The organism is Pseudomonas sp. W2-17, from assembly GCF_041060445.1.
GTDB lineage: Bacteria > Pseudomonadota > Gammaproteobacteria > Pseudomonadales > Pseudomonadaceae > Aquipseudomonas.
In genome coordinates, this window is sequence record NZ_JAUFNS010000031.1 from 40,125 (window position 1) to 54,613 (window position 14,489).

The 14,489-nt window shown below is 60.0% G+C and carries 14 protein-coding genes and 1 rRNA gene; 11 read left to right on the plus strand and 4 right to left on the minus strand.

From position 1 onward, the window contains the following. The first annotated feature begins 89 nt into the window (after window positions 1-89). From QWI20_RS25310 to QWI20_RS25340, 7 genes are all read left to right on the plus strand, one after another. Window positions 90-227, plus strand: a complete 138-nt coding sequence (locus QWI20_RS25310) for a hypothetical protein (RefSeq protein WP_369307739.1) — start codon at window positions 90-92, stop codon at window positions 225-227. Then, window positions 224-976 carry a metal ABC transporter ATP-binding protein gene (locus QWI20_RS25315; RefSeq protein WP_369307740.1) on the plus strand — a complete coding sequence of 251 codons (753 nt, stop codon included), beginning with the start codon at window positions 224-226 and terminating at the stop codon, window positions 974-976. Before QWI20_RS25310 ends, QWI20_RS25315 begins: the two co-directional genes overlap by 4 nt. Next, complete coding sequence (locus QWI20_RS25320) at window positions 973-1,842, plus strand: metal ABC transporter permease (protein WP_133771835.1); 870 nt, start codon at window positions 973-975, stop codon at window positions 1,840-1,842. Before QWI20_RS25315 ends, QWI20_RS25320 begins: the two co-directional genes overlap by 4 nt. A gap of 27 nt (window positions 1,843-1,869) precedes the next feature. Beyond that, window positions 1,870-2,757: a metal ABC transporter substrate-binding protein gene (locus QWI20_RS25325; protein ID WP_369307742.1), complete on the plus strand. Its 888-nt coding sequence runs from the start codon at window positions 1,870-1,872 to the stop codon at window positions 2,755-2,757. A 128-nt stretch (window positions 2,758-2,885) separates the two neighbouring features. Beyond that, window positions 2,886-3,536: an HD domain-containing protein gene (locus QWI20_RS25330; RefSeq protein ID WP_369307743.1), complete on the plus strand. Its 651-nt coding sequence runs from the start codon at window positions 2,886-2,888 to the stop codon at window positions 3,534-3,536. 195 nt (window positions 3,537-3,731) lie between these two features. Beyond that, the gene (locus QWI20_RS25335; protein ID WP_369307750.1) at window positions 3,732-5,354 is read left to right on the plus strand and encodes a methyl-accepting chemotaxis protein; all 1,623 of its coding nucleotides are present in this window, start codon (window positions 3,732-3,734) and stop codon (window positions 5,352-5,354) included. Window positions 5,355-5,473: 119 nt separating this feature from the next. Continuing rightward, window positions 5,474-6,640: a hypothetical protein gene (locus QWI20_RS25340; protein WP_369307744.1), complete on the plus strand. Its 1,167-nt coding sequence runs from the start codon at window positions 5,474-5,476 to the stop codon at window positions 6,638-6,640. Between the two features lie 120 nt (window positions 6,641-6,760). Here the strand turns inward: QWI20_RS25340 and can are convergent, their stop codons facing one another. Next, entirely contained in the window at window positions 6,761-7,402 is a 642-nt protein-coding gene (gene can / locus QWI20_RS25345) for a carbonate dehydratase (RefSeq protein WP_065991764.1), read from the minus strand. 161 nt (window positions 7,403-7,563) lie between these two features. Between can and QWI20_RS25350 the strand changes: the two genes are divergently transcribed. Next, complete coding sequence (locus tag QWI20_RS25350) at window positions 7,564-7,977, plus strand: serine kinase/phosphatase (RefSeq protein WP_369307745.1); 414 nt, start codon at window positions 7,564-7,566, stop codon at window positions 7,975-7,977. A gap of 56 nt (window positions 7,978-8,033) precedes the next feature. Here QWI20_RS25350 and rimI read toward each other — a convergent pair whose 3' ends face one another. Further along, entirely contained in the window at window positions 8,034-8,486 is a 453-nt protein-coding gene (gene rimI, locus QWI20_RS25355) for a ribosomal protein S18-alanine N-acetyltransferase (protein ID WP_237254780.1), read from the minus strand. Continuing rightward, window positions 8,479-9,285 carry an energy transducer TonB gene (locus tag QWI20_RS25360; protein ID WP_369307746.1) on the minus strand — a complete coding sequence of 269 codons (807 nt, stop codon included), beginning with the start codon at window positions 9,283-9,285 and terminating at the stop codon, window positions 8,479-8,481. The genes rimI and QWI20_RS25360 overlap by 8 nt, the downstream gene beginning before the upstream one ends. A gap of 144 nt (window positions 9,286-9,429) precedes the next feature. On the opposite strand from QWI20_RS25360, the gene mksB reads away from it, so the two are divergent. Genes mksB through mksF form a run of 3 tightly spaced genes read left to right on the plus strand, consistent with a single transcriptional unit; the run spans window position 9,430 to window position 14,235 of the window. Continuing rightward, window positions 9,430-10,707 (plus strand): Mks condensin complex protein MksB, encoded by a 1,278-nt coding sequence (gene mksB, locus QWI20_RS25365; protein ID WP_369307751.1) that lies wholly within the window; start codon window positions 9,430-9,432, stop codon window positions 10,705-10,707. After that, entirely contained in the window at window positions 10,697-11,404 is a 708-nt protein-coding gene (mksE, locus tag QWI20_RS25370) for an Mks condensin complex protein MksE (protein WP_369307747.1), read from the plus strand. The genes mksB and mksE overlap by 11 nt, the downstream gene beginning before the upstream one ends. Continuing rightward, window positions 11,401-14,235: an Mks condensin complex protein MksF gene (mksF, locus tag QWI20_RS25375; RefSeq protein ID WP_369307748.1), complete on the plus strand. Its 2,835-nt coding sequence runs from the start codon at window positions 11,401-11,403 to the stop codon at window positions 14,233-14,235. The genes mksE and mksF overlap by 4 nt, the downstream gene beginning before the upstream one ends. A 152-nt stretch (window positions 14,236-14,387) precedes the next feature. Here the strand turns inward: mksF and rrf are convergent. After that, window positions 14,388-14,489: ribosomal RNA gene (gene rrf / locus QWI20_RS25380) — 5S ribosomal RNA — on the minus strand; the annotation flags it as partial.

The window sequence follows — 14,489 nt, forward strand, 5'->3', positions numbered from 1 at the left end:
CGCCTCCCTGAAGTTCGCCCAAATCGCGCTTTGCAGATCAAGCCAAAGGTGATGTAATACTATAACAAAGTATTTCAGGCAGTCTTTTTGTGAAACGCGATTCCCGGCTCTCCCCCTCCCTTGCAACATCCGCCCTTGCCCAGTCGGCCGGCAAGCGCATGTTGATTTCCCTCGCCATGCTGGTGTTGCTGTGGATCGGCATTGCCTGGGCAGTGGCGATTCCATGAGTGCCGCCATCGACCTCCATGACCTGACACTAACCTACGAGCGCCGGCCAGCGGTGCATCACGCCAACGGCCGATTCGCGGCGGGCAGCCTGACGGCGATCGTCGGCCCGAACGGCGCCGGTAAATCCACGCTGATCAAAGCCATCGCCGGCACGCTCAAACCCGCGGTCGGACGCGTCGAGCGCAACCAGTTGGCAACGCGGCACATCGGTTATCTGCCCCAAGCTGCCGAGATCGACCGTAGCTTTCCGCTCAGCGTGGCCGACACCGTGATGATGGGCGCATGGCGCAGCATCGGGGCGTTCCGGGGCGCCACGCGACAGCATGCTCAACAGGCTCAGGGGGCGCTGGCAGCTGTGGGGCTCGCAGGATTCGAGCAACGCAGTATCAGCTCGCTGTCGTCCGGTCAGTTTCAGCGCGTGCTGTTCGCCCGGCTGTTATTGCAGGACGCCTCGGTGATTCTGCTCGACGAGCCCTTCACCGCCATCGACGCACGCACCACGCTCGACTTGCTGCAGTTGATCAACACCTGGCACGGCCAAGGCCGCACCGTCATTGCCGTGCTGCATGACATCGAGCAAGTGCGCCAACATTTTCCGAGCACGCTGTTGCTGGCGCGGGAAATCATTGCCTGGGGCGACACCGCCGACATCCTCAACGACGACAACCTGCGCCGCGCCAAGAACATGGCCGAGCACTGGAACCCTGACGCACAGCCGTGCGACGCTGATGCGGAGCAAACGCTGTGACGCTCTATAGCCTGTTGATCCAACCCTTCGTTGATTTCGGTTTCATGCGCCGCGCCCTGGTGGCGTGCCTGGCGCTGGGCATCGGCTCCGGCCCGGTCGGCGTGCTGCTGATGCTGCGGCGCATGAGTCTGGTGGGCGACGCCATGAGCCACGCGGTGTTACCGGGTGCCGCCGTGGGCTTCCTGTTCGCCGGGTTGTCACTGCCAGCCATGGGCTTCGGCGGCCTGATCGCAGGCCTCGCCGTGGCGTTGTTGTCGGGACTGGTGAGCCGTTACACAACGCTGCGCGAAGACGCCAGCTTTGCCAGTTTTTACCTGACGTCCCTTGCTGCCGGCGTGCTGATCGTTTCTCTGCACGGCTCGAACGTGGACCTGCTTCACGTGCTGTTCGGCACCATTCTGGCCATCGACGATCAGGCGATCTTCATGGTCGGCGGCATCGCTTCATTCACCTTGATTCTGCTCGCGCTGATCTACCGCCCGTTGATCCTCGAATGCTTCGATCCGGGCTTCCTGCGCGCGGTGGGCGGGCGCGGGTCGCTGTATCACGTGCTGTTTCTGCTGCTGGTGGTGCTCAATCTGGTGGCGGGGTTTCAGGCGTTGGGCACGCTGATGGCCGTCGGCATGATGATGCTGCCCGCCACGGTCGCGCGGTTCTGGGCGCGCTCGTTGACCGGCATGATCGTGATTTCGACTGCAGTGGCCACGCTCTCGGGCTTCATCGGCCTGATCGTCTCCTACCACGCCAGCGTCGCTTCGGGCCCGGCTATCGTGCTCACCGCCAGCGCCTTCTACGGGTTCTCACTGTTCTTTGGACGCAGCGGCTTTGTGCGCCGACTGTTCCCGAGGGTTCATCTGTCCGGCTGATCGTCCTCTTACCGCAAGGAAACCACCATGAAACGTTTCACGCTTCTGACCGCCGCGCTGGCGTTGTCGGGCCTGGCTAACTTCGCCCAGGCAAAAACCCTGGAGACCGTCGCATCCTTCACTGTCATCGCCGACATGGTGCACAACGTCGGCGGCAATCATGTGCACGTGACCTCGCTCATCGGGCCCAACGGCGATCCTCACGTCTACGAGCCCACCCCCAGCGACGCCCAGGCGCTGAAAAAAGCCGATGTGGTGTTCGTCAGTGGCTTGCATCTGGAGGGCTGGCTGGATCGGCTGATCACTGCCTCTGGCTACAAAGGCCAGCCGATCGTGCTGTCTGACGGGATCATGACCCGCAGCATGGAAGAAGACGGCAAGAAGATTACCGACCCCCATGCCTGGAACAGCGCGGTAAATGGCGTCGTTTACGTCAGAAACATCATCAAGGCCTTGCAGAAAGCCGACCCGGACAATGCCGCCGATTACAAAGCCAACGGTGAGAAGTACATCGCCCAGCTGCAGGATATGGATGCTTACGCCCGCGCGCAGATCAGCGCCATCCCGGTCGCACAGCGCAAGGTGCTGACGTCCCACGACGCCTTCGGCTATTTCGGCGATGCCTATGGCGTGACATTTCTCTCGCCGCTGGGCTTTTCCACTGAAACCGAAGCCTCTGCGGCTGACGTCGGCAAGCTGATCAATCAAATCAAGAAGGAGCATGTCAGCGCCTACTTCTTCGAAAACTCCGGCGACCCGCGCCTGGTGCAGCAGATTGCCAAAGCCAGCGGCGCGCACCCGGGCGGCGAGCTGTATGTGGAATCGCTGTCACCTGCAAACGGCCCGGCGGCGACCTACGTGGCGATGTTTCGCTACAACGTAGACAAGCTGACGGCGGCGATGAAAGGCCAGTGACCTAAGGTCGTGACGGCTCACTGATCTCTGCCGCGTACCATACCTGGCAGAGATCGGCGAACCGGCAGCGCCGGCGCGGGTCAATCTGTATGCTGGCGCACCGTCCGCCGACATCGACAGGATGATCCATGACCGCCCTTTCCTTCGCGCCTTTTCAGTCCCTCGCCGACCTGCTGATTCCCCACACCGTGGCAGAAAGGCTCGACGGCTCTCACGACGTATCCCACCTGCACCGCGTCTGGACCAACGTCTGCGCCATTCGCGACACCGAAGGCGGCGATCATCAGGTTCTGCTTGCCGCCACCCTCCTCCACGACTGCGTCTCCGTGGAAAAGAACTCGCCGTTTCGCTCAAGTGCCTCGCGTCTGGCAGCGGCAAAAGCGACGGAACTGCTCGCAGAGAGGGGCTGGGACGAAGAGCGCATCCAGGCCGTCGCCCACGCCATCGAATCCCACAGCTATTCGGCCGACATCACGCCCACCTCGCTGGAAGCGAAGATCCTGCAGGACGCCGACCGTCTCGACGCGCTCGGCATGGTCGGCGTGGCACGGCTGTTCTACGTGTCCGGGCGCATGGGCAGCCACCTCTACGACCCCGCCGACCCGCAGGCGCAACAGCGCGACCTGGACGACAAACGCTTCGCCGTCGATCACTTCACCACCAAGATCTTCACGTTGGCGCAGGGCTTTCAAACGGCCACGGGGCGTCACATGGCACAGGTCAGGCATGCACGCGCGCAGCGATTCTTGATGGAGTTTATGGAGGAGATTGGTGCTTAGGGTGTTCAACATCCACGCTGATGCCTTGGCAGTTGAGTGGGCTAATCGCAACAATTCCGAAACATCTCCAGCAATGTCATAAAGACATCACGGAACACCTCTATAACCATCTCTCCGGTGTTTTCGTCGATGGGATGGGTGGCAGTGAAAAGGTTATTGCGTCGTGTAGTCCGTCCTTCCTCCAAACCTGCATTCCTGCGTCGTTTCAGGATTACCCAGCGGTTGGTGCTGTGCTTCGGCGTGACCGCGCTGTTGCTGGTGGCGCTCGGTGTGTTCTGCCTGTTGCAGATGCAGAGCATCCGCGATCAGGGCGAAGCGGTTGAGAGCGGGTCGCTGCCCAGTATTGCCATGGCGGACGCGATCGCCATCGACCTGATCAAGTTGCGCGGCGAGAGCGCCAGGCTGATCGCCAATGCCGACGACCCCGGCGCTGTGGTCACCAGCAAAATCAACGTCGAGCAGCTTAAGAACGAGGTTGAGAAAGGCTTCGTCGATTATCTCGCCCATGCCACCGACAGCACCGAGCGGGATTCCATCAAAGCCCTTCAAGATGCCTATGGCGCTTTTATGCCGGCGCTGCAAGACGAAATCTCCCTGATCGAACAACGCAAGCTCGACGACGCGCGCATGCTCCTCAACACTACGCTGAGCCTGCAAGGCGACCTGATGGACATGCAGGTGCAGTTGCTGCGTGAGCTGAACAAGCAAAGTGCGGCGGGCACCGTCGACGCGGCCGGCGCGCGGTTCCAGCAGACCCGAATCATTGCCGTCAGCGCCATCGTGGTGGCATTGGTGCTGACGTTGCTGCTGGCGTGGCGATTAAGCCTGAGCATCATTCGTCCCCTGCGTCAGTCACTGCATATCGCCAGCACCATTGCCCAGGGAGATCTGAGTCCGCAGCTGATTCCAGAAGGCAAGGACGAAACGGCTCAACTGCTGAAGACCCTGGGCCTGATGCGCGCCAATCTGCATGGCACGATCGATCAGATTTACGCTGCAGCGGGCCAGTTGAGCCAGTCGGTCCACGAGATGGGCGCGATTGCAGAGGCCAGCGCGAAGAACCTGCAATTGCAGAACGATGAGATCGAGCAGGCGGCAGTTGCCGTGAACCAGATGAGTCAGGCTGCCGGAGAAGTTGCCGACAACGCCAGCAGCACGTCGAGCGAGTCGAAGGCGTCCAACGAAGCCGCTGCTGAAGGGCGTCTGCGCCTGACTGGCACCATTGATTCGATCAAGGAGCTGACCGACAACGTTCTGGATTCTTCTCACCAGGCCGACGGTTTGGCCGAGCGCACGCTGAGCATCAGCAAGATTCTCGAAGTCATCCGCGCGATTGCCAACCAGACCAATCTGCTTGCACTGAATGCCGCCATCGAGGCCGCACGGGCAGGTGAAGCAGGCCGCGGGTTCGCCGTGGTCGCCGATGAAGTGCGCTCTCTCGCCCAACGCACCAGCGCGTCGACCACCGAGATCGAAACCCTGATCAACGATGTACAGAAAAGCACACAGGAGACCGCGCAAACGCTACGCGTCACCGCTGCCCAGGCCAATCTCACCCTGGAGCAGGCCGCTGCAACCGGTCACGCGCTGACCGTCATCATCAGCGCAACGTCGACCATTAGCGACCGGAACACGCTGATCGCCAGCGCCGCAGAACAACAGGCACAAGTGGCTAATGAAGTTGACCGCAACCTGAGCAGCATTCGCGATCTGTCATCGCAATCGGCGTCGGGCGCTCAGCAAACCACGGTGGCGAGCAATGCGCTTTCGATGCTGGCCACCGACCTGAACACGATGGTTCAGCGGTTCGTGCTTTAACGCGCGCGCCATTAAAAATGGCCCGCAGCCATCGTTGCCCATTCCCAGTCATGCCCAAGTGTTTCATCATCGAAACACCACCCACGCAGAGGGGTGTCTACGCCAACAAGGACATGAGCATGAAAAGAACAGCCGCATTGAGCATCGCCCTTACCGCAGTGACGCTGAGCCTCAGCGCTCAGGCCGACGTCAACGTCAAACTGGGGAGCAAGGAACGCGTCACACACCTGTTTGCCTACCCGAACAACTGCAATGTCATCTGCTTCCGAAACTGGACGCTGGAACAGACCGTCGAGCACTACCTCACGCAAAGCGTGCAGCGTGACGGCTACAGCGCGGCCAAGGTCGCGGTGCACAACGACAACGACGTGATCTACGCCGACATCACCGGCGTGCCGGACAGCTACGACAAACCACTTTCAGCGCTGCTCGACGCAGGCGACCTGGCCTACGCCGGCGCGAGCAAACTCAACGCCGATAACAAATTCGCCTACAACTGGTATCTGTTTTTGCCGCTGGGCATGGCGCTGGAAAACCGCAAGAGCGTCGAGCTGCTGCATTTTCCGCCGGACTATTCGCTGACGCAGGCTCAGGACTATCTTTTCTCGGCGACTACCGACCGCTGGTCCGAGCTGCTCACGGATAACGGCATCCCCAAGGAGCAGACGCCTGCCTATCAAACCATCATCGACATCGCGCCTATTGCTGCGCCATCCAACGCCGGCAAGGACCTCGAAAACGTCTACAGCTACTTCACCGATTACCAGACCAACATGGTCAAGCAGCTGACGCAAAGCGCGACGGGCACATCGCTGCCGATGGTGGCGTTTGGCGCGCCAGTGCGTGCGTGGCTCAAGCAGCAATACAACGCGACGGTTCCGGTGTTGGGCCTGGCAAGCATCAGTCCGGCTGGCGGGCAAAGCGTCGCCGTGCTGGGTTCGAATCACCCAAGCTATATCTGGAATGCGGCGGACAAAAGCAATTACGCCGGGGACGAAGCCAAGGCGGATGAAGCCGGTTTGAAGGTCATGGGCCAGGACCTGAGCGCGGCGTGCTGGCAAGCCGGCATGGGCCAGAAACCGACAACTGATCCGGCGGCGCTGTTGAACCAGTGCACCACAAACTGGCAAGTGACCAACAGGGTTGAAACCTGCAAGTTGTTCTTCACCACGGTCCGCAAGTTGACGCCGGATCAGGCAGCAGCGAAATGCCGGACAGGCGAGGTGTCGCGGCAGATCAAGCAGCTGCAGAAGCCGCTGCCTGAAATGAAGAACGCTCAGCTCTAACAACGATCCTGTAGGAATGAGCGTGCTCGCGATGTCTTCAATTCACATCGATGTGACTGGACTATCGCAATCGCGAGCAGGCTCACTCCTACCATTTTGATGGACGCTTGCCCTACCCGATCACTCCCCCTGCGGACGCAAGCGATACTGTGGCGGCAATTGCTCGGGCCCGCTGATGGTCGCGTTCAGACTTTTCCAGCGCCCATCCTTGATGCCATAGATGCAACCATGGACAGACAACTTTTGCCCACGGTGCCAGGCGTTCTGCACAATGCTGGTGTGGCCAACGTTAGCGACCTGCTGAATCACGTTCAACTCGCACAGCCGGTCGACCTGTTCTTCCTCAGTCGGCAACTTGGCCAGCAGCTCGCGGTTTTCGTAGTACAGATCTCGAATCGTGCGCAGCCAGCCGTCGATCAGGCCGAACTGACGATCCTGCATCGAGGCCCGCACACCGCCACAACCATAGTGACCGGTGACGAGGATGTGTTTGACCTTCAGCACGTCGACTGCGTACTGAATCACCGACAGGCAATTGAGGTCTGTGTGCAGCACGACGTTGGCCACGTTGCGGTGCACGAACAGATCGCCCGGCAGCATGCCGACGATTTCATTGGCGGGCACACGGGCGTCCGAACAACCGATCCATAGGAATTCCGGCGTCTGCTGGCGGGCCAGCTTGGCAAAGAACTCGGGGTCTTCTTCCTTGATGGCGGCAGCCCAACGTTCGTTGTTGTCGATCAAGTCTTGTAGTTCGTTCATGCGTTGATGCCTCGGAAATGATGCTCAGCTATGACTGGGGCTCGGCGCTTCGGGTCACGCGGGAAGATCGACCGATCAGCGACGACCGATCAGGAAGCGGATGGAATCTTCGCCATATCGTCCGGTCCACCCATTAGGACCGACATTATTGAGGATTTGCCATGAACGATTCACGCCGTCCATTCGATGCCACTCAACCTGAGTCCATCGATGACAACGAAGACCGCATGGGATCGATGGAAGAGCTCAACTTCAACGACAACAATGAGCCTAGCGGGCGCATTGGCGACATCATTCCTGAAGATGAGCTTGAAACGTTGATTCCTGATGAACGCGTACGTGAGGCAGGGCTGACTGGTGCATCTACCGAAGATCACAACCCGACCGATGACGACATGAGCCCTGAAACATTGATCCGGGAAGACGGTGCGCGCGGTCCCCGTGAAGCGGGTGAAGATGGCCCGGCTGACTTGGATTTGAGCATCGTTGATGAAGATGACATCGGCGGTGGGGATGGTCTGGACGAAGAAGAAATGGCCATTCTTGATCCGTTGGATGGCAAGCCCGGCGTCTGATCCGCGGCGTGAGCGTTGTGGGAGCGAACCTGGTTCGCCCCACAAGGGCACCTGGATTATTCGAACAGCGTGCAGGCCATGACGATCGCATCCTCACGCCCGCCCACTGCCGGGTAGTAATCACGGCGACGGCCAATTTCGTTGAAACCGTATCGCTCATACAAACGATAGGCCGACCGATTGCTGTCTCGCAGTTCGAGAAAACATTCCCGCCCATTGATCTCGTAGGCTCGTTTCATGAGCTGTTCCAGCAGCATCAGGCCCAAACCACGGCCCTGACTCTCCGGTTTAACGGTGATGTTGAGCAAGTGCGCCTCATCGATGATCACGTTGATCACCCCGTGCCCCACCTGCTGACTGCCCTCGAACATCAGCCATACTTCGTATGACTTCAGCGCATCGATGAAAATGCCCCGCGTCCAGGGATGACTGAAAGCGGCGTATTCGATCTTCAGCACGGCATCCAGGTCAGCTTCGGTCATGCGGCGAAAGGTTACTGCGTCATTCATCTACGGTCTTCCAACGGCCCATCAATTGACGCATGGAGCGCCACACTTCGGCCTTTCGCTGCGGCTCGTCCATCAACAGTTCCAGACCCGGCAGCGCCCAGGCTAACCCCAGGCCGTCGACCTGGAGTTCAAGATTGTAAGATTCCGCATCCGTTTCAGCCGCGAAACGCAGCGCTGGAAGCCCGATCAGCCACAGGCAGGTGCAGGGCTGTTCTTCGACGCGGGCGTAGAGAAAACCCTGGACAAAATCCCGCGCTGCTTCGGGCCCTTGGTCCATTTGCCCACGCACCAACAGCGGCCAGCGCACAGGCTCGCCGATGATCTGCGGACTGTCCGGCAGGCCGGCGGCGCGGAGCATGTCTTTGAGCAACAGATAGGAAGGGTCGCGGCTCTGGAACGGCTCGCCGGTCACTAACTCCACCAGCAGCAGGCAACTCCCGGCGCGCAGCAGTTGCAGGGCAAAACGTGGCGGCGGCGCAACCGGCGCTTTCACCACGGCCGGTGCGGGCTCTTCTACCTGCACAGCCTTTGGTTTGGGCGCGATGGATGGGCGAGGGATTTCGATCTTTGGCCGCTCGACGGTACGCGCAACGGGTGTCGGCGCGACGGAGGGCGAATCGCGATCCGGCGCGCGAGGCGTATCTGCCTGGATAACCGGCGCAGGCGCCTCCTCAAGCTGCGGCACGGGCGCAAGCAGTTCGGGACGCGATGGCGCAGCAAAAGGCAATTCAGTGCGCGGCAGCCAGCTGACCACCTGCATGGCGGTCAGATAAGCGCGACGACGAGGCTCGTTGAGCAAAGGTCAGCTACCTGTGGATAAAGTCAGGCGGAAGATTCTACAGGCCTTCACCGCTTCCCGCCGCTGTTGATCGACTGAGGGTGAAAAACGAGCCCGGCGATGCAGTACAATCGCCGCTTTTATTTGCCAGTCAGCGACCATCCGATGATCGAACCTAAGCGCGTCCTGCGCGCCCTTGCCGAACACTGGGCGCTTCTCGAGCCACTCTGCGAACACTTCGACCAAGGCACTCTGAGCCTGAGCGAACTGCGTTTGCAGCTGGCGGCCCAGCAACTGGAAAGCACGCCCCAGGACATCACCACTCTGCTGGACGTCTGGATTCGGCTCGACATTCTGGTGCCGGTCGCGAAAAGCCCGAACCGTTTCGAACTGAACGCGCAGATCCACGATTTCCTGTCATACCTGCGCCGCGAGCACCGGCTGGGCTTGTGCCTGGAAATCGAAGCGTACCTGCGCCACCTCGAACGGCTGGCCGGCTATATACAGGAAGCCTTCGACGCTCGGGACGCCAATGACCTCGCGCGGCAACTGCGCCTGCTCGACATGCGCGTACGCGACGTCCTGAAGAAGCTCGCCAATGACGAACAGGCCCTTGTGTCCGTGGCCGAACGCGCCAAGACCAGTGACCGGCAGATTCCGCTCCGTCAGCGTTACGCGGAAGTGCTGGCGACTTGGGATGAATACGTCGAGCCGATGATCCAGTTGGTGAATGCCGATGGCGCCTTCGAACAGGGCGTGCGCAAGGTAGAGAACGTGCTGCTGCGCATGCTCACCGACCAGCAACGTCTCGGTCATCTGGTCGACGACGACATGCTCCTGCGCACCCATGCACGCATCCTCGAAATGCAGACCAGCGCGCAACTGACCTTGCGCCACGCCCGCGAACTGCTGCTGCCACTGCGTGAAGAAGCGCGTCGCCACAACGCCGTGACGCGCGGTGCTGCCCTCGCGCTGTCGGCGATTCGTCGACGGGGGCTCGACGCGGTGCCGCAAGCGGCGATGCCGATGTTCACCCGTCCGCAAAGCACGTTCCTCGGCAGTGCCAATCAGGTTGAAGCTTACGTGTATGCGCTGGCGCGCTTCGAGCCGAAACCGGCGCGCTTCCCCAAGGCCAATATCACCCGCAAGGGCGAGCCGCCGCGCGCACCGCGTACGGTCAGGGAAATGGTCGAGCGGTGCGAAGACGCCCTGCCGATGCCGGATCTGATGGTCTGGCTGTTGAAACAGGAGCCCACCGGCGCGACCGATGAATTGCTGTATTGGTTTTCGCGCCTGTCGCGGGACAAACGCTTCAAGCGCGAGCGCCTTGAGCGCCGCGAATACCTGACCCAGGAGCACCGCGTCAGCCTGCGCTCCTTCGCCCTGCTCTCGAGCAAAGACGCCATCCCAGAGAATTCCGAGGGCACCGCCCATGCATCTTGATCTATCCGAAATGACCCAGCTGGCGCCGATCTTCCGCGAGCTGTTCAAGGGCTACCACGTCAGCCGCCGCGACCCGGAGCTGTACGCGCAACTGTCCAATCTTCAGGACCAGTACCGCGGCCTGTTCAAGGCGTTGGGCTTCGAGCTGGTCTGCGACACCCGTGGTTTCTACTACTTCGTGCCTGATCTCGCGGCCGGGCAGGTCAACAAGACGGCGCAACGTCTGGCGCTGTTCACATTCATCCTCGTCGAGCATTTGGCCGACCAGGGCCGTGACCCGGTCGCCGTGCTCGATGGCGGCAGCCTGGGCCGTGATGAATTGCCCTCGCTGCTGGAAAAGTACCGCGATCTGTTCCTGCAAGCTGAAGTCCAGACCCAGGAAGAGCTGGAAGAAAAAATCATGCGCCGCATGACCCAGCTGGGGTTCGCCTCCGAAGAAGTCGGCATCTATCGCTTCCTGCCGCCGATGCACCGTTTTCTCGACGTCTGCCTGTCCGTGCAGCAGGACCGTGATCTGGCGGCCAGCCTGCACAGCGCCCTGCCGTTGCCGGCCCCGGTGCTGATCGATGAAGACAGCGATGAGCGACTGCTGGAAACCGACGACCCGCTGGACCTCACCGAATTCGATGAATCAGCTGAAACCGAAGAGCAAGCGCTAGCCCGGGCAATCGCTGAAGAACAGGAGCATGACGCATGAGCCAGGAACGCTACGGCATACGCCGCTTTGCGCTGCTGAACACGGCCGGTTACAGCCTTGGGCTGTTTCCGCTTGAGCATCCACTGTCGGTCTACGGCGCGAATAACCTGGGCAAGAGTGCGTCGATCAACGCTCTGCAGTTCCCGATTCTGGCGCGCATGTCGGACATGAGTTTCGGCAAATACAGCCTCGATCAATCGCGTCGCTTCTATTTCGCTTCCGATACCAGCTATATCCTCGTCGAAGTCTCCCTGCCCCACGGCCCGCACGTCATCGGCGTGGTCGGTCGCGGCCCGGGCGGCGGTTTCGGGCACCAGTTCTTCGCCTATGCCGGCAAGCTGGACCTGGCTCACTACCAGAAGAACGACACCTGCCTGCGCCAGAAAGAACTATTTTCCAATCTGGAAAGCCAGGGCCTGAAAGCCTACGAGCTCAAGCCAGATGAACTGCGTCGTCTGCTGGTCGGTGGCCACACGTCGATTCCGCTGGACCTGACACTGATCCCCCTGCGCTCAACCAGTGAACAGAGCCTGAAGACCTTCCGCGCGCTGTTCATCAACTTGCTTCACATGCGCGAGATCACCGCTGCCAAATTGAAGCAGTTGTTTCTCGACGCGTTTGAGCACAGCCTGCGTTCCGGCAGCGTCGATTACATCGCCGCCTGTGAAGAAGCCTTCCGTGACGTACGACGCATGGAGCAGGACTACAACGCACTGGTGCTCGCCGGGCCGCTGGTTGAAGCGTTGGCCAATGGCGTGAGACAGCGCGACATCCTCCGCGGCAAGCTGCATCGCCTGTCGCCATTACTCGACTCGTTGCTGGGCACATGGCAGGACTACTCCAACGCGCGCAAAGAAGAGTTGGTCATTCAAAGCGAGCACTACCGTAACGAACAGGATTCGCTGCAGAACGACCAGCGTGGCAGCACTCAAGAGCTGATGCGGCTGGAGCGTGAGATCAGCAACATCCAGCGCTGGATCGGCGAACTGGCAGTGCTGAAAAATCGCTTCGCGTTGGTCGACGACGTTAGGGTTCTGGAACAGCAGCTGCTGGCTGCAAAAGATGCTCACGACGAACTGGCCGGTGCGCTCGCGCAGTCGCGTCAATTCAGCGCCGAGGATCTGGATGAGCGCCTGCGCGATCTGGAAAAACGCCTGAAATCAGTGAAACAACAGCTCGATCATGCGGACAACAACAGTTATGCCCGCCTCCGCGAAGAGTTCTCGCAGCCTGATGTAGAGCGCCTGATGCGTCTGTTCAACAGCGCGCTGTTCAGCTTGCCGCTGGGCGAGCAAGGCATCGCGCTGGATGATGGCGATGCATGGGTCAAATCCCTCGAAGCGATTCTCGATGGGTTCAAGGGCGAACGCTTTGAAGTGCCCGGCCTGACTGTCAACCTGTCGAACATCGAGCCACCTGCCCTCCAGGCGCTGGCCGATCGCGCCGCGCTGCGTGATCAGAAGGAACGCCTGGAGAAGGAACTCAAGCAGTTAAAGACTCAACAAGCCGTCGCGGCCGACCGTGCGGCGAGCAAAACCCAGACTGAAGCGTTGTACCAGCAGGTGCTGGACGCGCAGAAATCGCTCGAAGATTTCCGCCGCGCTCAAACATTGAGCGCCGAAGAGGGCGAGAAGCTTGAGCAGTTGGCCCAGATGGAAGCGGCGCAGGATGAGCTCAAGCGCTCCAGTGATGCATTCACCGAGCGCGTGCAACAGCTGTCGGCCAAGCTGCAGCTGGTCGGTCGTCAGATCGGCGATCTCGAATCCAAGCAACGCACGCTGGATGACGCGCTGCGTCGTCGTCAGCTGCTGCCGACCGATCTGCCATTTGGCACGCCGTTCATGGAGCCGGTTGATGACTCGCTGGAGAACTTGCTGCCGCTGCTCAATGATTATCAGGACAGCTGGCAGGGCCTGTTGCGCTGCGATGGTCAGATCGAAGCGCTCTACGCGCAAGTTCGCCTGAAAGGCGTTGCGAAGTTCGACAGCGAAGACGATATGGAGCGGCGTCTGCAGTTGCTGATCAACGCTTACGCTCACCGCACTGATGAAGCGCTTACCTTGGGCAAGGCACGTCGTGCCGCTGTAACCGATATCGCTCGGACGCTGCGAAACATCCGCAGCGACTACGACAGCCTCGAACACCAACTGGCATTGTTCAACCGAGAGATTAACCGCCGGCAGGTTTCCAACCTGGAGAGCTTCCGCATTGTGCTCGCGCCGAACAAGGAAGCGCTTAAGCACATCGACCAGATCATCCACAGCGCCGGTCAGTACGAAGAGGGCGAGACACTGTCGGTGTTTGATCTGAGCCAGAGCGCCGAGCAGGACAACAAGAACGAGGAAGCCAAAGAGTATTTGGCTCGCTTGGTTGCAGCTAACCACAACCAGCTCGGCTTGAAGGACCTGTTCGAACTCGCGTTCGAGATCACCAAGGTCAACAGCCAGCCGGTTATCCACACCGACATTGATGGGGCGGCGTCAAACGGCACCACCATGACCATCAAGGCACTGACCAACATGTACCTCCTGTTGCATCTGATGGATCGCGAGCAGGCTGGACGGATTCATCTACCCTACTACCTTGATGAAGCCGCTGATATTGATGAAAGGAACCAGGCAGCGTTGCTGGAAACTAGCCTGCAACTGGGCTTTGTACCGATTCTGGCGAGCGTTAAGCCTCAAGTGTCGGCACATGTGGCCATTGACCTGGAAGGCGGCAGTGGACCTGCTGGGATCTACATTGATGAAGCAGACTGGAAGTACATTCAACGTCGTGATGGAGCTACTCCGTTAAAAGCGATCCAAGCAGTTGAAACGCTAAGCGAGTAAGTAAGTCGCCTGGTAGCAGAAAGCCCCGCAGTGATGCGGGGCTTTTTTATGGGCGCTGATTATTGGCTGTTGGCCGTTGGCCGGACAAATAACTTTTCCGCGCGCAAAAACAAAACCCCATCTGCTTTCGCAAATGGGGTTTCGGAATTTAATCTTGACGATGACCTACTCTCACATGGGGAAACCCCACACTACCATCGGCGATGCATCGTTTCACTGCTGAGTTCGGGATGGGATCAGGTGGTTCCAATGCT

Coding starts and splice junctions, on each gene's coding strand:
- mksB (WP_369307751.1), top strand. CDS start 9,430: ATGATCGAACCTAAGCGCGTCCTGCGCGCCCTTGCCGAACACTGGGCG.
- rimI (WP_237254780.1), bottom strand. CDS start 8,486: ATGAATGACGCAGTAACCTTTCGCCGCATGACCGAAGCTGACCTGGAT.
- QWI20_RS25315 (WP_369307740.1), top strand. CDS start 224: ATGAGTGCCGCCATCGACCTCCATGACCTGACACTAACCTACGAGCGC.
- mksF (WP_369307748.1), top strand. CDS start 11,401: ATGAGCCAGGAACGCTACGGCATACGCCGCTTTGCGCTGCTGAACACG.
- QWI20_RS25350 (WP_369307745.1), top strand. CDS start 7,564: ATGAACGATTCACGCCGTCCATTCGATGCCACTCAACCTGAGTCCATC.
- QWI20_RS25340 (WP_369307744.1), top strand. CDS start 5,474: ATGAAAAGAACAGCCGCATTGAGCATCGCCCTTACCGCAGTGACGCTG.
- can (WP_065991764.1), bottom strand. CDS start 7,402: ATGAACGAACTACAAGACTTGATCGACAACAACGAACGTTGGGCTGCC.
- QWI20_RS25330 (WP_369307743.1), top strand. CDS start 2,886: ATGACCGCCCTTTCCTTCGCGCCTTTTCAGTCCCTCGCCGACCTGCTG.
- mksE (WP_369307747.1), top strand. CDS start 10,697: ATGCATCTTGATCTATCCGAAATGACCCAGCTGGCGCCGATCTTCCGC.
- QWI20_RS25325 (WP_369307742.1), top strand. CDS start 1,870: ATGAAACGTTTCACGCTTCTGACCGCCGCGCTGGCGTTGTCGGGCCTG.